This window comes from Pseudomonas faucium, from assembly GCF_021602585.1.
Lineage (GTDB): Bacteria > Pseudomonadota > Gammaproteobacteria > Pseudomonadales > Pseudomonadaceae > Aquipseudomonas > Aquipseudomonas faucium.
Genome location: NZ_BQIP01000002.1, coordinates 296,999 through 315,520, shown reverse-complemented (window position 1 = coordinate 315,520; position 18,522 = coordinate 296,999). Strand labels below are relative to the sequence as shown.

General features: G+C 63.4%; 15 protein-coding genes and 1 pseudogene. 13 read left to right on the top strand and 3 right to left on the bottom strand.

Features of this window, described 5'->3' with window-relative positions:
• The 9 genes from glmU to L6D75_RS04100 all read left to right on the top strand — a co-directional run bounded on the left by glmU (nucleotide 1) and on the right by L6D75_RS04100 (nucleotide 10,647).
• Nucleotides 1–1,368: a bifunctional UDP-N-acetylglucosamine diphosphorylase/glucosamine-1-phosphate N-acetyltransferase GlmU gene (gene glmU / locus L6D75_RS04140; protein WP_176511768.1), complete on the top strand. Its 1,368-nt coding sequence runs from the start codon at nucleotides 1–3 to the stop codon at nucleotides 1,366–1,368.
• A 221-nt stretch (nucleotides 1,369–1,589) separates the two neighbouring features.
• A complete protein-coding gene (locus L6D75_RS04135) occupies nucleotides 1,590–2,366 on the top strand; it encodes a DeoR/GlpR family DNA-binding transcription regulator (RefSeq protein WP_176511769.1) in 777 nt (258 codons plus the stop codon).
• Nucleotides 2,367–2,368: 2 nt separating this feature from the next.
• A complete protein-coding gene (gene glmS, locus L6D75_RS04130) occupies nucleotides 2,369–4,204 on the top strand; it encodes a glutamine--fructose-6-phosphate transaminase (isomerizing) (protein ID WP_176511770.1) in 1,836 nt (611 codons plus the stop codon).
• Nucleotides 4,205–4,537: 333 nt separating this feature from the next.
• Nucleotides 4,538–4,957, top strand: coding sequence for a PACE efflux transporter (locus tag L6D75_RS04125; protein ID WP_176511771.1), 420 nt, complete (start codon nucleotides 4,538–4,540; stop codon nucleotides 4,955–4,957).
• A gap of 17 nt (nucleotides 4,958–4,974) precedes the next feature.
• Nucleotides 4,975–5,556, top strand: coding sequence for a TetR/AcrR family transcriptional regulator (locus tag L6D75_RS04120; RefSeq protein WP_219824847.1), 582 nt, complete (start codon nucleotides 4,975–4,977; stop codon nucleotides 5,554–5,556).
• 292 nt (nucleotides 5,557–5,848) lie between these two features.
• The gene (locus L6D75_RS04115) at nucleotides 5,849–7,468 is read left to right on the top strand and encodes a BCCT family transporter (protein ID WP_176511773.1); all 1,620 of its coding nucleotides are present in this window, start codon (nucleotides 5,849–5,851) and stop codon (nucleotides 7,466–7,468) included.
• Between the two features lie 130 nt (nucleotides 7,469–7,598).
• Nucleotides 7,599–8,717 carry an aromatic ring-hydroxylating oxygenase subunit alpha gene (locus L6D75_RS04110; RefSeq protein ID WP_176511774.1) on the top strand — a complete coding sequence of 373 codons (1,119 nt, stop codon included), beginning with the start codon at nucleotides 7,599–7,601 and terminating at the stop codon, nucleotides 8,715–8,717.
• A gap of 120 nt (nucleotides 8,718–8,837) precedes the next feature.
• Nucleotides 8,838–9,797: a PDR/VanB family oxidoreductase gene (locus L6D75_RS04105; protein ID WP_176511775.1), complete on the top strand. Its 960-nt coding sequence runs from the start codon at nucleotides 8,838–8,840 to the stop codon at nucleotides 9,795–9,797.
• Nucleotides 9,798–9,939: 142 nt separating this feature from the next.
• Nucleotides 9,940–10,647: a helix-turn-helix domain-containing protein gene (locus L6D75_RS04100; RefSeq protein ID WP_176511776.1), complete on the top strand. Its 708-nt coding sequence runs from the start codon at nucleotides 9,940–9,942 to the stop codon at nucleotides 10,645–10,647.
• A gap of 66 nt (nucleotides 10,648–10,713) precedes the next feature.
• Here the strand turns inward: L6D75_RS04100 and L6D75_RS04095 are convergent, their stop codons facing one another.
• Complete coding sequence (locus L6D75_RS04095; RefSeq protein WP_176511777.1) at nucleotides 10,714–11,778, bottom strand: tartrate dehydrogenase; 1,065 nt, start codon at nucleotides 11,776–11,778, stop codon at nucleotides 10,714–10,716.
• Nucleotides 11,779–11,884: 106 nt separating this feature from the next.
• Between L6D75_RS04095 and L6D75_RS04090 the strand changes: the two genes are divergently transcribed.
• Together L6D75_RS04090 and L6D75_RS04085 are read left to right on the top strand one after the other, a co-directional pair.
• The gene (locus tag L6D75_RS04090; protein ID WP_176511778.1) at nucleotides 11,885–12,805 is read left to right on the top strand and encodes a LysR substrate-binding domain-containing protein; all 921 of its coding nucleotides are present in this window, start codon (nucleotides 11,885–11,887) and stop codon (nucleotides 12,803–12,805) included.
• A 100-nt stretch (nucleotides 12,806–12,905) separates the two neighbouring features.
• A pseudogene (locus L6D75_RS04085) lies at nucleotides 12,906–14,015 on the top strand (5-methyltetrahydropteroyltriglutamate--homocysteine S-methyltransferase); the annotation flags it as partial.
• Nucleotides 14,016–14,031: 16 nt separating this feature from the next.
• On the opposite strand, the gene L6D75_RS04080 reads toward L6D75_RS04085, so the two are convergent.
• Nucleotides 14,032–14,913 carry a LysR substrate-binding domain-containing protein gene (locus L6D75_RS04080; RefSeq protein ID WP_176511779.1) on the bottom strand — a complete coding sequence of 294 codons (882 nt, stop codon included), beginning with the start codon at nucleotides 14,911–14,913 and terminating at the stop codon, nucleotides 14,032–14,034.
• A gap of 97 nt (nucleotides 14,914–15,010) precedes the next feature.
• Between L6D75_RS04080 and L6D75_RS04075 the strand changes: the two genes are divergently transcribed.
• Together L6D75_RS04075 and L6D75_RS04070 are read left to right on the top strand one after the other, a co-directional pair.
• On the top strand, nucleotides 15,011–16,342 hold the full coding sequence (locus L6D75_RS04075) for a serine hydrolase domain-containing protein (protein WP_236193426.1): 1,332 nt from the start codon (nucleotides 15,011–15,013) through the stop codon (nucleotides 16,340–16,342).
• Nucleotides 16,343–16,437: 95 nt separating this feature from the next.
• Entirely contained in the window at nucleotides 16,438–16,986 is a 549-nt protein-coding gene (locus L6D75_RS04070) for a histidine phosphatase family protein (protein WP_176511780.1), read from the top strand.
• 12 nt (nucleotides 16,987–16,998) lie between these two features.
• Here L6D75_RS04070 and L6D75_RS04065 read toward each other — a convergent pair whose 3' ends face one another.
• On the bottom strand, nucleotides 16,999–18,522 hold the full coding sequence (locus tag L6D75_RS04065) for an ArnT family glycosyltransferase (RefSeq protein WP_176511781.1): 1,524 nt from the start codon (nucleotides 18,520–18,522) through the stop codon (nucleotides 16,999–17,001).

Below are 18,522 nucleotides of genomic sequence, written 5' to 3'. Positions count from 1 at the left end.
ATGTCACTCGATATCGTTATTCTCGCCGCCGGCCAAGGCACCCGCATGCGCTCGGCGCTGCCCAAGGTGCTGCACCCGGTTGCCGGCAACTCCATGCTTGGCCATGTTATCCACAGCGCGCGCCAGCTTCAGCCGCAAGGCATCCATGTGGTCATTGGCCACGGCGCCGAGCAGGTGCGCGAGCGCCTGGGTGCTGACGACCTCAATTTCGTGATGCAGGACAAGCAGCTGGGTACCGGCCATGCCGTGGCCCAGGCGCTGCCGGCCATCAGCGCCGATACGGTGCTGGTGCTGTATGGCGATGTGCCGCTGATCGAAGTGGAAACCTTGCAGCGCCTGCTGGCCAAGGTCAGTGACACGCAACTGGGCCTGCTCACCGTCACCCTGCAGGACCCGACGGGCTACGGCCGCATCGTGCGTGATGGCAACGGGCAGGTCACTGCCATCGTCGAGCACAAGGATGCCAGCGAAGCGCAGAAGGCGATCAAGGAAGGCAACACCGGTATCCTTGCCATGCCTGCTGCGCGCCTGGCCGAGTGGATGGGGCGCCTGTCGAACAACAATGCCCAGGGCGAGTATTACCTGACCGACGTCATCGCCATGGCGGTCAACGATGGCCTGGTGGTCGCGACCGAACAGCCACACGACCCGATGGAAGTGCAGGGCGCCAACGACCGCCGCCAGCTGTCCGAGCTCGAACGCCATTACCAGCTGCGCGAAGGCCGCCGGCTGATGGCCCAGGGCGTCACCCTGCGCGACCCGGCGCGCTTCGATGTGCGCGGCGAGGTGACCGTTGGTCGCGATGTGCTGATCGATATCAACGTGATCCTCGAAGGCAAGGTGGTGATCGAGGACGACGTGCAGATCGGCCCCAACTGCGTCATCAAGAACAGCACGCTGCGCAAAGGCGCGGTGGTCAAGGCCAACAGCCACCTCGAAGGCGCGGTGATGGGCGAGGGCAGCGATGCCGGCCCGTTCGCTCGCCTGCGCCCGGGCACTGTGCTCGATGCCAAGGCCCATGTGGGTAACTTCGTCGAACTGAAGAACGCACACCTGGGCGAGGGTGCCAAGGCCGGGCACCTGACCTACCTGGGCGATGCCGAGGTTGGCGCGCGCACCAATATTGGTGCGGGCACCATCACCTGCAACTATGACGGCGCCAACAAGTTCAAGACCGTGATGGGCGAGGACGTGTTCATCGGCTCCAACAACTCGCTGGTGGCGCCTGTGGATATCAAGGATGGTGCGACCACGGCAGCGGGTTCGACCGTTACCCAGACTGTCGAAGCGGGTGAGCTGGCGGTGGCTCGGGCGCGTCAACGCAATATCTCGGGGTGGAAGCGCCCGGAGAAAATCAAGAAGAGCTGAGTTATACACAGCTGTTTCGATCGGAAGCCGACTTGTGTGAATAAGTCGGCTTTTTTTATTGGGTGATGGGTAGGGGAGGGCTTTGCCCTCCTTTCGCGACACAAGGCCGCTCCTACAGAACAGACTCAGGATTTTATCCACAGGTCAGCGGCAGCTTGACGAAACGGCCATCTTAGGTTTTGATTGCAACCGTTATCTTTCGAATCGAAACTTAAGCGCCCATGTCGAAACGCAATACACCCCAACGCCGCCATAACATCCTGGCCCTGCTCAGCGAGCAAGGCGAGGTGAGCGTGGACGCCTTGGCCAAGCGCTTCGAAACCTCGGAAGTCACCATACGCAAGGACCTGGCAGCGCTCGAGGCCAATGGCCTGTTGCTGCGTCGTTACGGCGGCGCGGTACCGGTGCCGCAGGAAATGCTCGGCGAGTCGGCCCAGCCCGTGTCCGCCTACAAGCGGGCCATTGCCCGTGCTGCTGTGGGACGCATCCGTGAACACGCACGCATCATCATCGACAGCGGCAGCACCACTGCCGCCATGATCCCGGAACTCGGCCGCCAGCCAGGCCTGGTGGTGATGACCAATTCGCTGAACGTGGCGCGTGCCATCAGCGAACTCGAACACGAGCCCGTGCTGCTGATGACCGGCGGCACCTGGGACCCGCACTCCGAATCGTTCCAGGGCCAGGTCGCCGAGCAGGTACTACGCTCCTACGATTTCGACCAGCTGTTCATCGGTGCCGATGGCATCGACCTCAGCCGCGGCACCACCACCTTCAATGAACTGCTCGGCCTGAGCCGGGTCATGGCCGAGGTGGCGCGCGAGGTGATCGTGATGGTCGAGTCCGACAAGGTCGGGCGCAAGATCCCCAACCTCGAGCTGCCCTGGGGCAGCGTGCACACCCTTATTACAGACGAACGCCTGCCCGCAGCGGCACGCGAACACATTCAAGCTCGCGGCATCAACCTGATCTGCGCCGCGATCAGCCAGGAGAAATAACCATGTGTGGAATCGTTGGTGCGGTAGCCGAGCGCAATATCACCGCCATCCTCATCGAAGGCCTCAAGCGGCTTGAGTACCGTGGCTATGACAGCGCCGGCCTGGCGGTCTACACCCAGCAGGGTGAGCTGCAGCGCCTGCGCCGCATTGGCAAGGTTGCCGAGCTGGAAGCCGCCAATACTGTCGAGCCGCTGGTTGGCCAGCTGGGCATCGCCCACACCCGCTGGGCCACCCACGGCGCGCCGACCGAAGGCAATGCCCACCCGCATTTCTCCGGCAACGAAGTGGCGGTGGTGCACAACGGCATCATCGAAAACCACGAAGAGCTGCGTGAAGAGCTCAAGGGCCTGGGTTACGTGTTTGCCTCGCAGACCGACACCGAGGTCATCGTCCACCTGATCCACCACACCCTCAAGACCATCCCGGACCTGGCCGACGCCCTCAAGGCCGCGATCAAGCGCCTGCACGGCGCCTATGGCCTGGCGCTGATCAGCGTGAAACAACCGGACCGCCTGGTGGCCGCGCGCAGTGGCAGCCCGCTGGTGATCGGCCTGGGCCATGGCGAGAACTTCCTGGCCTCCGACCAGCTGGCGCTGCGCCAGGTCACCGACCGCTTCATGTACCTGGAAGAGGGCGATGTCGCCGAGATCCGCCGTGACCAGGTGAAGATCTGGGACCAGGATGGCAACGCCGTGCAGCGCGAAACCGTGCAGTACCACGAAGGTGCCGAAGCTGCCGACAAGGGCGCCTACCGCCACTTCATGCTCAAGGAAATCCACGAGCAGCCGGCCGTGGTCCAGCGCACCCTGGAAAGCCGCCTGGGCAACGACCACGTGCTGGTGCAGGCTTTCGGCCCGCAGGCTGCCGAGCTGTTCGCCAAGGTGCGCAACGTGCAGATCGTCGCCTGCGGCACCAGCTACCACGCCGGCATGGTCGCCCGTTACTGGCTGGAGAGCCTGGCGGGTATCCCATGCCAGGTCGAAGTGGCCAGCGAGTTCCGCTACCGCAAGGTGGTGGTGCAGCCCGACACCCTGTTCGTGTCGATCTCCCAGTCCGGCGAAACCGCCGACACCCTGGCCGCCCTGCGCAACGCCAAGGCACTGGGTTTCCTTGGCAGCCTGGCGATCTGCAACGTCGGCATCAGCTCGCTGGTGCGTGAATCCGACCTGACCCTGCTGACCCTGGCCGGCCCGGAAATCGGCGTGGCCTCGACCAAGGCGTTCACCACCCAGCTGGTCTCGCTGATGCTGCTGACCCTGGCCCTGGGCCAGGTGCGTGGCACCCTCGAAGCGGGCGTGGAAGCGGAACTGGTGGAAGAACTACGCCGCCTGCCAGCCCGCCTGGGCGAAGCATTGGCCATGGACGCCACCGTCGAGAAGATCGCCGAGCTGTTCGCCGACAAGCACCACACCCTGTTCCTGGGCCGTGGCGCCCAGTACCCGGTGGCGATGGAAGGTGCGCTCAAGCTCAAGGAAATCTCCTACATCCACGCCGAAGCCTACCCAGCCGGCGAGCTCAAGCACGGCCCATTGGCACTGGTGGACAACGACATGCCAGTGGTCACCGTGGCGCCGAACAACGAGCTGCTGGAAAAGCTCAAGTCGAACCTGCAGGAAGTGCGTGCACGGGGTGGCGAGCTGGTGGTGTTCGCCGACGAGCACGCCGGCATGAGCAATGGCGAAGGCACCCACGTGATCAAGGTGCCGCACATCTCCGATGCGCTGGCGCCGATCCTCTACACCATCCCGCTGCAGCTGCTGTCTTACTACGTTGCTGTGCTCAAAGGGACTGACGTCGACCAGCCGCGTAACCTGGCCAAGTCGGTGACTGTGGAGTAAGGCCAGGCGTTGGTACGCGTCCAAACGACGTTGAAGCTTTAGAACTGTCGTCAAAGACTGTCGCAGAATGAGGGAGCCACCCCCGGCTCTACCCGTTCTGCGACAGTTTTGCTTTCCGTATTCGCAAGGGTTGAGATAGTTTTCCTACCAATGGTAGGCTACCAAAAGTAATCTCTACCTCCCGGCGATGAAAGCAAAATGCGCAATGCCATGCCCCTCAATCCTTTTCGTCTGCGTGCCGGTATGTGCACGCATTGTCCGCCTCGTACGCCTGAATCAGATCTGGCCTTTTGCCCAACAGAGTGATTTCAAGCGATTACGGAGAAGACGAAAATGCAAGGCTGGAAACGCAGGCTCACCTATGTGGTGTTCTATGAATTGATCACCCTGCTCATCATTAGCACGGCTTTCTATCTTTCATCCGAAAAGGACGCGGCCCACGCCGCTGTTCTGGGTGTTGTAACGGTGGTGCTGGCCATTGTCTGGAACACGCTCTACAACACCGTGTTCGAGTGGTGGGAGTCGGGCTTGGTCAAGCGTGGCCGCGACGCCTGGCGCAGGGTGATCCATGCCGTGGGGTTCGAGGCTGGATTTGTGCTTATCACGCTTCCTCTGTTTGCCTGGTGGTTGAACCTTTCTTTGTGGGACGCCTTCGTGCTGGACATGGGGCTTACGCTGTTCTTCATGTTCTTCACGCTGTTTTACAACTGGGTGTTTGACCACCTGTTCGGGCTGCCGCTGTCGGCGCAGTGATTGACCAAGGAGAATGAATGGCTAGTCGGATGTCCAAGGCTGATCGCCGCGATCAGTTATTGGCGATCGCAGAGGGCATCGTCAGGGACCAAGGCACCGATGCCCTGACGCTGATCACGCTCGCCCAGCAGGCGGGCGTGAGCAAGCCGGTGACGTATGAGCACTTTTCCACGCGTGAAGGGCTGCTGGTCGAGCTTTATCAGCAGTACGACAAGCGATTCGTCTCTGGCCTGCGTGGCAGCCTCGGGGAGAAGGCGCTGTCGTTGCACGACACCGCGCATGTGGTGGCCAACGCATTCATCGATTGCGCCTGCAATTGCGGGCCTGTGTATGAGCGGGTGATCGCGGCGTTGGCTGCCTATCCGGAGTACCGCGACCTCAAGATCCGCATACGGCAATTCATGGTGGACGCGTTCCTGGAGATATTTGCCGCCCATGTGCACGATCAGAACATGCCCGCGCGGGTCGTGTTCGCCGCGATGTACGGTGCCATGGAGGAGCTGGCGCAAGGCGTCATCCATCATGAGTTCGACAGGCAGGAAGCGGTCGCGTGCATCACCCGCCTGCTGGCGTTTTCCGTCACGCCCCAGCCAGCCTGAAGGCGGCAGCCGCCGGCGCACATTGATGTGTGCCGGCATTATCAGCGTCACTTCGCGGCTTTTGCATTCAGATGGCCGCAATATCCCCCTCAAGTCACTCCTTATACCTCCCTCTTTCCCGCACAGCCTTGGCATACCAGGGATGAAAGGTTCTTGCGAAAGCCAAAAATTGTCAGCAGACTGTTAACCACGGGATAGCAGTTAACCAATGGTTACGAAGTAAAGGAAAGCGTCGTCATCCCGAGCCTGCGTTGGATGTGACAAAAAAACAAAAACGTCCTGGAGTCGCCTGATGTTCTACCTCAACAAAAAGGTTGATGTGTTCCTCATCACCATGAGCCTTGTCGCCGTGCTGCTGACAGTGGTCGGCCTGGCCGCCTTCCCCGAGCAAGCCGGCGTTGCTGCCAATCAACTCTTCGAATGGGCCACACGATCCTTCGGCACGGCCGTGCAGCTGATCATCTTCGGCAGCACCCTGGCGGTGCTGCTGGTCGCGTTCAGCAAGTACGGCAATATCCGCCTGGGTTCGGGCAAGCCCGAATACTCCACCACCACCTGGGTGTTCATGTTCATCTGCGCGGGCATGGGCTCTTCCACCCTGTACTGGGGCGTGATGGAGTGGGCGTACTACTACCAGACCCCCGGCCTGAACATCGCCCCGCAATCGCGCGAGGCCCTGGAGTACAGCGTCGGCTATTCCTTCTTCCACTGGGGCATCAGCGCCTGGTCGATCTACGCCCTGGCGTCGCTGGCCATGGCCTATCACTTCCATGTACGCAAGAAGAGCGGCCTGAACCTGGCCTCGATCGTCGAGGCGGTCACCGGGCTCAAGGCCACCGGGCCGGTGGGCCGGGTGGTGGATTTGATCTTCCTGCTGACCATGATGGGGGCGCTCACCGTTTCCCTGGCCCTCACTGCATCGACCCTGACCCGCGGCCTGTCGGGCCTGGTCGGCACGCCCGACACCTTCACCGTGCAGGTCATGCTGATCGGCGTGATCGCCGTGCTGTTCTCGCTGAGTTCCTACATCGGCATCGATGGTGGCCTGCAAAAGCTCAGCAAGATCGTCTGCTACGGCGCGCTGGTCTTCGCCGCGGTGGTGCTGCTGATTGGCCCGACCCAGTTCACCATCAACAACACGGCCAATGGCATTGGCCTGATGATCCAGAACTACGTGCACATGAGCCTGTTCACCGACCCCGCCGGCGAGGGCGAATTCACCCGCAACTGGACGGTGTTCTACTGGCTCTGGTGGATTTCCTACGCCCCAGGCGTGGCAATGTTCGTGACGCGCGTGTCGCGCGGCCGGCAGATCAAGGAAGTGGTGCTGGCGCTGATCCTGGGCGGCAGCGTCGGTTGCTGGTTCTTCTTCGGCGCGCTGGAAAGCTACAGCATGCACCAGTTCATCACCGGCGCCATCGACGTGCCCCGGATCCTCACCGAACACGGCGGCGAAAGTGCCGTTGAAGCCGTGATCCTGGGCATGCCTTGGGGCAAGGTGTTCCTGGCGGTGTACCTGTTCATCATGGCGGTGTTCTGCGCCTCGCACATGGACGCAGCCGCCTACGCCGTGGCCGCAACCAGTACCCGCAACCTGCAGGAAGGCGAAGACCCGTCGCCCACCCACCGCCTGTTCTGGTGCGTGACCCTGACCCTGGTGCCACTGGCCATGCTGTTCGCCAAGGCCTCGCTGTCCACCATGAAGACGGCTGTGGTGCTGACCGCCATCCCGTTCACCGTGATCCTGCTGATCAAGGTGTATGGCTTCTTCAAATGGATGCTCGCCGACTACGGCTCGGTGCCGGCCCACCTCATCGAGGAAGAGGCCGCGGCCATGGCGCGGGACGAGCGCCCTGCAACCCCGAACCCAGTGGCCACGCCAGCGGCAACCGCAGCGGCATTGGCTCAATGATTTTGCCTGCGCGGTGTCGCCTACCCCTCGGTTGATGCCGCGACAGGTTTTTTTTGCCCGTAATGTTAACTGCCAGATGACGGTTAACCAAAGCTTACAAGACGCGCTACGCGCAGCCTGGAGATTACAGATGACCAAGTTCCAACGCCTGCCAGCTGATTTCTGCAGCGATCACGAAAAGGCGTTCACCATTCCGGCCACGTTCTACACCAGCGGGGATGTGTTCGAGCACGAGAAAGAGCAGATTTTCGCCAAGAGCTGGATCTGCGTCGGCCATCGCAGCGAAGTGGCGCAGAACAACGACTACATCACCCGTGAAGTGATCGGCGAGAGCATCATCGTTATCCGTGGGCGCGACAGCGTGCTGCGCGCCTTCTACAACGTGTGCCCGCACCGTGGCCACCAGCTGCTCGAAGGCAGCGGCAAGGCCAAGAACGTCATCGCCTGCCCGTACCACGCCTGGACCTTCAAGCTCGATGGCGACCTGACCCACGTGCGCAACTGCGACCAGGTCGAGGCGTTCGACAAGGGCGATTTCAGCCTCGTCCAGCTGCGTGTCGAAGAATACGCAGGCTTCATTTTCATCAACATGGACAACGAAGCTGGGCCGGTCGAAGAGCAGCTGCCAGGCCTGCAGAAAAGCATGCGCGAGGCCTGCACCGTCATCGACGACCTGCAGCTGGCTGCGCGCTTCGTCAGCCACACGCCGGCGAACTGGAAGTCGATCGTCGACAACTACCTGGAGTGCTACCACTGCGGCCCGGCGCACCCAAGCTTCGCCGACTCGGTGGACGTCGGCCAGTACGGCCACACCCTGCACGGCAACTGGACCTTGCAGTACGGCGTGGCGAAATCGTCCGAGCAGTCGTTCAAGGTCGATGAGTCAGTCAAGGATCCGTCCTTCGCAGGCTACTGGGCCTGGCCGTGCACCATGTTCAACGTGCCGCCGGGCGCCAACTTCATGACCGTGATCTACGAGTTCCCGGTCGATGCCGAAACCACCCTGCAGCACTACGACATCTATTTCCTGAACAAGGAAATCACCCCAGAGCAGCAAGTGCTGATCGACTGGTACCGCGAAGTGTTCCGCCCTGAAGACCTGCGCCTGGTCGAGAGCGTGCAGAAGGGCCTGAAGTCGCGGGGCTACCGCGGCCAGGGCCGGATCATGGTCGACAAGGAGCGCTCCGGGATCAGCGAGCACGGTATCGCTCACTTCCACAACCTCATCGCTGTGGCCCACCTGGACTAAGCATGAGCGCCCGGCTGCAAAGGCCGGGCAATCCCTTTCTATCTATTTCCGGACCCCACGATCCGAAAGCGTGATGCCAGGGCGGCGAGGCCGCCGCCCTGCGCGCAGTTGAGGTGCAAGATGGCCAATGCTTACGAGATGTTTAGTGTGCAAGTGACCGAGGTTGAACAGGCGACGGCGCAGATCAAGCGCTTCACGCTTGCGCGGGCCGATGGTCAGCCCATGCCGGCCTTCACAGGTGGCAGCCACGTGATCGTGAAGATGGCGGACGGCCTCAGCAACGCGTATTCCTTGATGAGTGACCCGCGGGATTTGTCTCGCTACCAGATCGGCGTGCGCCTGGAAGAGCAGTCCAAAGGTGGCTCCGCCTTCATGCACGAGCGCGTGCAAGTGGGCAGCGAGCTCACCATCTCCACGCCAAACAACCTCTTCGGCCTCGACCCCACTGCCGGCAAGCACGTGATGATCGCCGGCGGCATCGGCATCACGCCGTTCCTGTCGCAGCTTCACGAGCTGGAAGGGGGCGAGGTGCCCTACGAGCTGCATTACGCCTTCCGCAGCCCCGACCATGGGGCGTTCCAGGGCCAATTGGCCGACGGCCCGCATGCTGCGAATGTCAGCTTGTACGTCGACAGCCTTGGGCGTCGCCTCGACCTGCCCGCGCTGTACGCAGGCCTGAGCGAGGATGCGCACATCTATGTGTGCGGCCCCAAGCCCTTGATCGACGCGGTCATCGAAGGCGCCAAGGCGGCGGGCATCGCCGATGCGCGGGTGCATTTCGAGCAGTTTGCGGCTACCCCGGCCGAGGGCGGTGCCTTTACCCTGGTGCTCGGCAGGTCGGGCCGGGAGCTTCAGGTCGAGGAAGGCATGACCATCATCCAGGCCATCGAGAACGTCAAGGCCGCCCAGGTCGAATGCCTGTGCCGTGAAGGCGTCTGCGGCACCTGCGAGACGGCGATCCTCGAAGGTGAAGCCGAACACTTCGACCAGTACCTGTCCGACGAAGAAAAAGCGTCCCAGCAAACCCTGATGATCTGCGTCTCCCGCGCCCGTGGCTCGAGGCTGGTCATCGACCTCTGAGGCCGCTTCCCCTCGAGCGGCGGCGCCCGGCCTGGCGCGCCGCTGCTCGCCGAGTCCCGCACAGGGCAGGCCGCGCGCGTCTGTAATCCATGGGTTAACAGATGTGTATACTGGCGGCCAAGCCCTTCACGGACCGTTCCCCATGCAGGAAAACAGCTTCGCCTTCCGCCTCAAGGAACTGCTTGAACACAACAAGTTGACCCTCCAGGCGGTCGGCACCGCACTTGGCATCTCCCGCACCGCGGTGCACAAATGGACCAAGGGCGGCGAAATCGACTACGACAACCTGCGCAAGCTTGCCGACTTTCTCCGGGTCAACTGGCTGTGGCTGCGCTATGGCCAGGAGGCGCTGAACAGCGTCCAGCAGGCCGAGCCTGTCGAGCTGCCGATGACCGACCTGCGCCGGCGCTATGCCGCTGAAATCATGGAAAGCGAAGCGCGCATGAAGCTTGCCCAGGAGGGCGCGCGGATCGTCACCTGGGAATGGAACCTGATCAGCGACGAGGTGACCTATTCCTCCAACGTCAAGGACGTCTACGGCTGGGCCATCAGTTCGAACGAGGATTTCTGGAGCCATCTGCCCGGCGAGGACGTACAGGCGATGCAGGCCATGTACGAGCGGATGATCTGCAGCGGCGAGCACTGCGATTACGAGTACCGGCTGTACCAGCCCGATGGCAGCGTGCGCTGGATTTCGTCGCGCTCGACGGTGATACACGACGCTGCCGATCGCCCGGTCAAGGTGGTCGGCATCAGCATGGACAGCACTGCGGCCAAGGTCGAACAGCAGGCGCTGCTGCAGAGGATCAAGGACCTGGAAACCAAGCTGAGTGCGCTTGGCGTCGCCTAGCCGACAGGGCCGCACACGCAGCCCCTCAAACATGGCAAAGCCCCGCGCTGCGGGGCTTTGACACGATCAGAGCAGCGCGGCAACCGCCTCGCCCACTTCCGTCGTCGATGCAGAACCGCCCAGGTCCCGCGTTCTTGGGCCGCTTTTGAGCACCTGCTCGATCGCCCGCAGAATCGCATCGTGCGCTTCGCGCTGCCCCAGGAAGTCCAGCATCAGCGCGCCCGACCAGATCATCGCGATCGGGTTGGCGATGTTCTGCCCGTAGATGTCTGGCGCGGAGCCGTGCACGGGTTCGAAGAGGCTCGGGAAGGCGCGTTCGGGGTTGAGGTTCGCCGACGGCGCGATACCAATGGTGCCCGTCGTGGCAGGGCCCAGGTCGGAGAGGATGTCGCCGAACAGGTTGGTGGCGGCAACCACGTCGAAACGGCCGGGCTGCAGCACGAAGCGCGCCGCCAGGATGTCGATGTGCTGCTTGTCCAGGGTGATGTCCGGGTAATCCTTGGCCACGTCATCGGCGCGGGCATCCCACCACGGCATGCTGATCGCCACGCCATTGCTCTTGGTCGCCAGCGTTACGTGCTTGCGAGGGCGGCTTTGCGCGAGGTCGAAGGCGTACTTCAGCAGGCGATTGGCGCCGTGGCGCGAGTACACCGACTCCTGGATGACGATCTCGCGGTCGGTGTTTTCGTACATGATCCCGCCCAGCGAGGTATACTCGCCTTCGGTGTTTTCACGCACGACGTAATAGTCGATATCACCGGGCTTGCGATTGGCCAGCGGGCACGGCACGCCTTCGAAAAGCCGGACCGGGCGCAGGTTGATGTACTGGTCGAATTCGCGGCGGAACTTGAGCAGCGAACCCCACAGCGAGATGTGGTCGGGCACGGTGTCGGGCCAGCCGACGGCGCCGAAGAAAATCGCATCCATGCCCGAGAGCTGTTGTTTCCAGTCATCGGGCATCATCTTGCCGTGGGCCAGGTAGTAGTCGCAGCTCGCCCATTCGAAGTGGTGGTATTCAAGGGTGAAATCAAAGCGCCGGGCAGCCGCTTCCAGCACCCTCAGGCCTTCTGGCATTACTTCCTTGCCGATACCGTCACCGGCGATTGCGGCGATCTTCAGGGTCTTTGTCATTGCTCGGGTACTCCCATTCTTGTAAGGCTGCGACGCTGTTTGACTCAGCTTAAGTGTTTCCTGTAAGAGATCAATCGAGCCTCTGGGGAATGAGTATTCACGAATCATGAACAATATGCCGTTGAACGAGGACCTTCGGGTATTCGTTGCCGTTGCCCGCAAAACCAGCTTCAACGCAGTGGCGCAAGAGTTCGGCGTCTCCGCCGGCTACGTCAGCAAGCGCATTCGGGTGCTGGAGGAGTCGCTGGGCACCAAGTTGCTGCACCGCAGTACGCGACGGGTGTCGATCACCGAGGAAGGCGAGCGGGTGTTCCACTGGGCGTTGCGTGTGCTGGACGACCTCGACCAGCTGATCCAGGAAGTGTCCACGGCCCAGGGCGAACCTCGCGGGCTGCTGCGCATCTGCAGCAGCTTTGGCTTCGGCCACAAGGTCGTCGCCCCGCTGATCTCGCAGATGACGGCGGCGCATCCGGGGCTCAGCGTGCGCTTCGAGATGTTCGACCGCATCGTCGACATCGCCTCGGAAGGCTTCGACCTGGATGTGCGGATCGGCGATGAGATTGCGCCACACCTGATCGCCAGGAAGCTTGCCGCCAACCGCCGCATCCTGTGCGCGGCCCCGGCTTACCTGGCACGCAGGGGCACGCCGAAAACGCTGGAGGACCTGGCGCGGCATGACTGCCTGGTGATCAAGGAGCGCGATCACCCCTTTGGGGTCTGGCGCCTGAAAAATGGGGCAACTACCGCAAGCGTGAAGGTGACAGGGCCGCTCTCGACCAACCACGGCGAAGTGGCGATGGAATGGTGCGTCGATGGCCGTGGGATTCTGCTTCGTTCGCTGTGGGACGTGGGTGCGCAATTGCAATCCGGCGGGCTCGTGCAGGTGCTGCCGCAGTGGGACCAGGAAGCCAACGTCTGGGCGGTGTACCCCAATCGCCTGAACCGTTCGGCCAAGGTGCGCACCTGCGTCGAGTTCCTTGCCGCGCACCTTGCCGCCATGGACGAGGGCAGGGCAGCCTCATCATGAGCAAAACTACAGTTGCTCTTCAAAATAATGAGTTTGTCTCAGCGCGCCCGCATCCCGACAATTCCCTTCATCGAATTTATCGTTCAAGGGACAAGGCACCATGGCACTGGCACACACCCTCGGTTTCCCGCGCATCGGCCGTGACCGCGAGCTGAAAATAGCCCAGGAGGCATTCTGCAAGGGCGAGCTGAGCGAGGCGGGGCTGCATGCGATCGGCCGTGAGCTGCGTGCCACCCATTGGCAAGCGCAGAAGGATGCCGGCATCGAGTTGCTGCCAGTGGGCGACTTCGCCTGGTACGACCAGATGCTCACCCATTCGCTGACCTTCGGCGTGATCCCCGCGCACCTGCGCGCCCACGAAGGTGCCAAGCCAACCCTGAAAACCTTGTTCGGCATGGCTCGGGAGGCTGTGGATAACTGCGCTGGCGCTGACCATGCGCCGGGCATTTCCCAGTGGTTCGACAGCAGCCACCATTACCTGGTACCTGAATTCACCGCCGACCAGCAATTTGCCCTGAGCTGGGAGCAGCTGTTCGAAGAGGTCGATGAAGCCAAGGCCCAGGGCCACGCGGTCAAGCCTGTGGTGATCGGCCCGCTGACCTACCTGTGGCTCGGCAAGACCAAGGGCGCCGACTTCGACAAGCTGGAGCTGGTCGAGCGCCTGCTGCCGCTGTACGACGAAATCTTCAACCGCCTGGCCGCGCAAGGCGTGGAGTGGGTACAGATCGACGAGCCGATCCTGGTGCTGGACCTGCCGCAAGCATGGAAAAACGCCTACGAGCGTGTGTACAACATCCTGCAGCGGGCGCCGCTGAAGAAACTCATCGCCACCTACTTCGGTGGCCTGGAAGATAACCTCGGCCTGGCGGCCAACTTGCCTGTCGATGGCCTGCACATCGACCTGGTACGCGCCCCGGACCGCTACCCGGCCATTCTCGATCGCTTGCCGGCCTACAAGGTCCTGTCGCTGGGGCTGGTCGATGGCGACAGCGTCAAGGCCTGTGCCCCCGAGCGCGCCGTGGACCTGCTGCAGGATGCTGCCGAACGCCTGGGCGATCGCCTGTGGGTCGCGCCGTCTTGCGCGCTGCTCTACAGCCCGGCCGAGCAGGCGGCGGCGAAAGGCTGGCTGAGCTTTGCGGTGCAAACGTGCCAGGCCGTGGCCGAGCTGGCCAAGGCCGCCAACGCCACCGCGGCAGTGCGCGCCGCCGCCTGATTGAGTGGCTCGCTCAGCGCATGCCCAAGCTGGTCTTCAACCAATCGATGAACCAGATCGCATCGTCGCTGAGCATCGGGGTGGGGGAAAGCACCTGGTAGCTTTCCAGGGGCGTACTGTGGCGCGTGCAGCGCACCAGCGTGCCTTCGGCAAGCTGCCGGCTGACCAGCACCTCGGTTGCCAGCGCAATGCCCTGACCTTCTTCCGCCAGTTTCAGCACGATGTCGTTGCTCACGTGCGAGGCATCGGCCTTCACCCGCACGCGCACGCCATTGGCGGTGAACCAGGAGCTCCACCAACTGCCATTGTCGACATGGATCAGGCGGCACTGGGCGAGCGCCTCCACGCTCAAGTCCTGGGCCAGGCCCTGGCGATAGAGCGGTGAGCAGACGGCAAACACCTCAGGCCGGATCAGCAGCGCCTGGACCCCGGCAAACTCCCCCGGGAAGCCATAGCTGATGCCCAAATCCGCGTGGCGGGCGTCGACGCTGGTGAACGTCGCGTTGGGCTCGATGGCAATCTTCAGTTCCGGGCGCAGTGTGCGCAGCTCGTCGATACGGGGCGTCAGCCAGCGCGAGGCGAAGGCCGGGACGCACAAGATGCGCAACCAGCGCTCAGGCTTGCGGCGGCTGATGTGCATGCCGGCGTCGGCCAGCAATCTCAGCGATTGCGAAACCGACTGGTAGTAGTAGGCGCCATCCCGGGTCAGGCTCACCCCTCTGGAGGAGCGATCGAGCAGGCGCACGCCCAGCCAGTCTTCGAGGATTTTCACGTGGCGGCCTATGGCCGGCTGGGTCACGTGCAGGGCCTGGGCCGCAGCGACGTAGGTACCCAGGCGGGCGGCGGCCTCGAAGGCACGGACTGCGTTCAGCGGGGGGAGCCGTTCTGTGGTCATGGGCGCTCGGTGCTGTTAGTTTTTCTTATAGTCACGGCAAATTTATTGTGCTTTCGCGGCGCGTACAAGATGCAGACACTTGGCTGGACGCAATCGCGTGCCATCCGAGGATCAGCTGATGCAGGCCATGAAGAAAACGTTCACCGTGCTTTCCGTACTCGCTGCCATGTCCGGCGCGGCATACGCCCAGGATGCCAAGGGGCCTTGCGGGGTACCGGGGCTCACCACCTGCCCGCAGCCGTTCGACAAGACCCTGCCGCCTGCCAAGGACATGCTGAACTGGGACCAGGACACCCGCGTGGTGGGCTTTCGCAACACCTACCGGCTCTACGGGGGTGATGTCTTCAGCACCCGCGGCGCTACCCCGTACCCCTTGCCCGACGCCACGCACAAGCTGAGCGAGGTGCACTATTCGGTCGATGGCAAGCCCCAGGGCCTGGACGACTACCTGCGCAACCAGAGCGTCACCGGCCTGCTGGTGCTCAAGGACGGCAAAGTTGCCTACGAGCACTACGCCAAAGGCAACACGCCCCAAACCCTCTGGACTTCCCGCTCGGTGGCCAAATCCGTCGTCAGCGTGCTGGTGGGCATCGCGATCAAGGAAGGCAAGATCCACTCGGTGGACGACAAGATCACCCAGTACATCCCCGAACTCGAAGGCAGCGCCTGGCAGGACGTGACCCTGCACCAACTGATGCAGCACACCTCGGGGGTGGTCTGGGACGAGAACTATGCCTCGAAGGATTCCGACTTCTCGCACATGACCCAGTGCGAGGCCAAGCCCGACCCCTATGCATGCGTGCTGAACCTGGTGAAGTCGGTCAAACGCAAGCCGGGCGTGAAGCCTGGCGAGGTGTGGTCCTACAACACTGGCGGCGCCTGGCTGGTAGGCCGGGTGCTGGAGAATGCCACCGGCAAGACCATTGCCCAGAACCTGCAGGACAAGGTCTGGAGCCGCTATGGCATGCAGCAGGACGGTGTCTGGCACGCGCTGGTACCCGGCAAGGTCGACATGGGGGGCCACGGCTTCAACGCCACCCTGCGCGACTGGGGCCGGTTTGGCCAGTTCGTGCTGAGCGGCGGCCAGCTGCCCGGTGGAGAGAAACTGCTGCCCGATGACTGGATCGCCCGCTCCACCCACTGGACCCAGGCCAAAGGCTCGGTCACCGCTGCCGCGCCCAAGGGCCAGTATGGCTACCAGTGGTGGTACAACGCGCCAGCCCCGGATGCCAACCTCGAACCCAAGCACACCGCCGACAGCGACCAGACCTTCTGGGCCCTGGGCATCTACGGGCAGACCATCGCGATAAACCCGGCCGAACACCTGGTGATGGTGCAATGGTCGACGTGGAAAAACGCCGAGACGCCTAGCGCTTTGTATGACGAGCAAGCAGTATTCTTCAACGCAGTGGCAGGTGCGCTGAAGTAACGGCCTTGCTGTACCGATAGGCCAGCTGGCCACGACCGCGCCCCGAACACTCGGGGCGTTTTCATTTACGTTTGCCCGCGCGAAGGTGCGTTTGCATGAAGGCCGTCCATCTCACCCTGATCAGCCACGCAGCGACCGAGGCGCAGCGCCTGGGCCGCTTTCATGGCGATGCCGATGAAACCCTGGCCACCTCGGCTCAGCCCGTGCTGCTGCCTGATGGCGCCACCGGCCTGGCCGGCCCCGAGCTGCGCACCACGCAGACGGCGCAGTGGCTGGGGCTGCGGGCCAGCGTCGAGCCGGCGCTGCGCGACTGCGATTTCGGCTGGTGGAAGGGCGTGTCGTTGAAGGCGTTGCAGCGTGATGAGCCGGCGCTGTTGCAGGCGTGGTTGAGCGACCCGCACTCGGCGCCCCATGGCGGCGAGTCGATCGCCGATGTCTGCCAACGCGTGGCGCGCTGGCTGGAGGGCTTCACCACGCCCGGCCACTGGGTTGCCGTGACCCACCCGATGATCATCCGCGCGGCGATGATGCATGTGCTGCAGTGCCCCTTGGCGGCGTTCCATCGCATCGACGTGCAACCGCTTTCGCAGCTGCACCTCGGCCATTACGGCATGTGGCGGGTCAGGCTGGCTGGCGCTGACTGACGGCCGGGCGCCTCAACGCTCGGCGCGATTCCAGGCGAAGCGGTAGACGCTTGTAGGCAGCGCAGCGCGGCAGCGGCCATTGTCGGCATCGGCGCCGACCACGTACCAGTCGGCACGCGATGTTGCCCCCAGGGGGTGGGCCTTGTCGGGGTTGAAGCAGCGCGCCAGTTGCGGCTCTGGTACCAGGGCGTAGGCAGCCGGATACTGCTGCAGCCAGCCGGCGGCCTGTTCCACCGAAGAGTGGCGGATGAAGCCGAAGTGCACCAGCGGCTGGCGCGCATACAGCCAATGGCCTTCACGCCAGTTGACCAGCACCAGGTCGGCGCCGTGGGTGAGCTCGGCGGCCTGGGCCATCACCCGTTCGTGGGGGTTCATGCCGTCCTTGAGCGGTTCGATGAAGCCGCGCACGAACCACAGGCCGAACCACAGCACGGCCACGCCGGTGAACACGCGCCGCGCCAGCGGCCGATGCACGAACCAGCGCTTGAGCAGCCAGGGCAGCAGCGGCGCGCTGACCAGCACCAGGCCCGGCAGGGCGGGGTAGATGTACAGCTTGCGCTTGCCGGTCGAGAGGCAGAAGAACAGCACCACCAGCACGACCCAGCCGAGCAGCACCAGGGTGCGGCCATCGTGCTTGAGCAACTGCCGGCGCCAGGCCGGGATCAGCCAGGGCAGGGCCAGCACCAGCGGCAGCCAGTACTTGGGGATGACATGCACGAAGAAGTACCAGAAGGGTTCGCGGTGGTCCCAGGCATTGGCGTAGCGGTTGGCGGTCTGGTGCAGGAGGATTTCGCGCAGGTACGCCATGCCTTCCGGGTTGCCGTCACGCATCACGGCAATCACCATCGGCGCCAGCCACACGCAGCACGCGGCCAGTAGCACCAGCAGCCCCAGCGCCCAGCGGCCCGCCTGCCCCGGCATCGCCACCACCCCGCGCCAGCCTTTGCGCACCGCGTAGGCGTAAGGGATGAGCATCAGCGCCGGCACGAAGCCCACGCCTTTGCTGATGATGCCAAGGCCCATGGCCGCGCAGCCGGCATAGAACCAGCCCCAGGCCGGGCCGAGCAGCAGGTGCCTGACCAGCCCGTAGAAGCCCAGCGCCACCCACAGGCACAGGAAGCTGTCGATCTGGCCGGTGCGCAGGATGCTGTAGGTCTGGTAGGTGGCCAGGAACAGCAGCGCCGCGTTGCGCCCGGTGCGCCGGTTCCACAGGCGCCGGCCGAGGTCGTAGAGCACGGCGGTGGCGGTGCCGGCCGACATCAGGCCGGGCAGGTACAGGGCGACGTTGGGGCTGCCGGTCAGCCAGGTGAAGAACGCCACGGTCCACATGAACAGCGGCGGTTTGTCGCCGTAGATTTCCGCGGCCCGGTGCGGTACCAGCCAGCTGCCGCTCTGCAGCATTTCCAGGGCCACGCCGAGGAAGCGTTCCTCGTCGACGTTCTGCGGCAGGCGCAGGCCGAGCCCGGCACCGACCAGCACCAGGGCCAGCACGACCAGCAACGACCCTTCAAGGCGTGGAGATAGAAATGCGCGCAC

Coding starts and splice junctions, on each gene's coding strand:
- L6D75_RS04100 (WP_176511776.1), top strand. CDS start 9,940: ATGCAGGAAAACAGCTTCGCCTTCCGCCTCAAGGAACTGCTTGAACAC.
- L6D75_RS04070 (WP_176511780.1), top strand. CDS start 16,438: ATGAAGGCCGTCCATCTCACCCTGATCAGCCACGCAGCGACCGAGGCG.
- L6D75_RS04105 (WP_176511775.1), top strand. CDS start 8,838: ATGGCCAATGCTTACGAGATGTTTAGTGTGCAAGTGACCGAGGTTGAA.
- L6D75_RS04080 (WP_176511779.1), bottom strand. CDS start 14,913: ATGACCACAGAACGGCTCCCCCCGCTGAACGCAGTCCGTGCCTTCGAG.
- L6D75_RS04090 (WP_176511778.1), top strand. CDS start 11,885: ATGAACAATATGCCGTTGAACGAGGACCTTCGGGTATTCGTTGCCGTT.
- L6D75_RS04120 (WP_219824847.1), top strand. CDS start 4,975: ATGGCTAGTCGGATGTCCAAGGCTGATCGCCGCGATCAGTTATTGGCG.
- glmS (WP_176511770.1), top strand. CDS start 2,369: ATGTGTGGAATCGTTGGTGCGGTAGCCGAGCGCAATATCACCGCCATC.
- L6D75_RS04115 (WP_176511773.1), top strand. CDS start 5,849: ATGTTCTACCTCAACAAAAAGGTTGATGTGTTCCTCATCACCATGAGC.
- L6D75_RS04095 (WP_176511777.1), bottom strand. CDS start 11,778: ATGACAAAGACCCTGAAGATCGCCGCAATCGCCGGTGACGGTATCGGC.
- L6D75_RS04125 (WP_176511771.1), top strand. CDS start 4,538: ATGCAAGGCTGGAAACGCAGGCTCACCTATGTGGTGTTCTATGAATTG.
- glmU (WP_176511768.1), top strand. CDS start 1: ATGTCACTCGATATCGTTATTCTCGCCGCCGGCCAAGGCACCCGCATG.
- L6D75_RS04135 (WP_176511769.1), top strand. CDS start 1,590: ATGTCGAAACGCAATACACCCCAACGCCGCCATAACATCCTGGCCCTG.
- L6D75_RS04110 (WP_176511774.1), top strand. CDS start 7,599: ATGACCAAGTTCCAACGCCTGCCAGCTGATTTCTGCAGCGATCACGAA.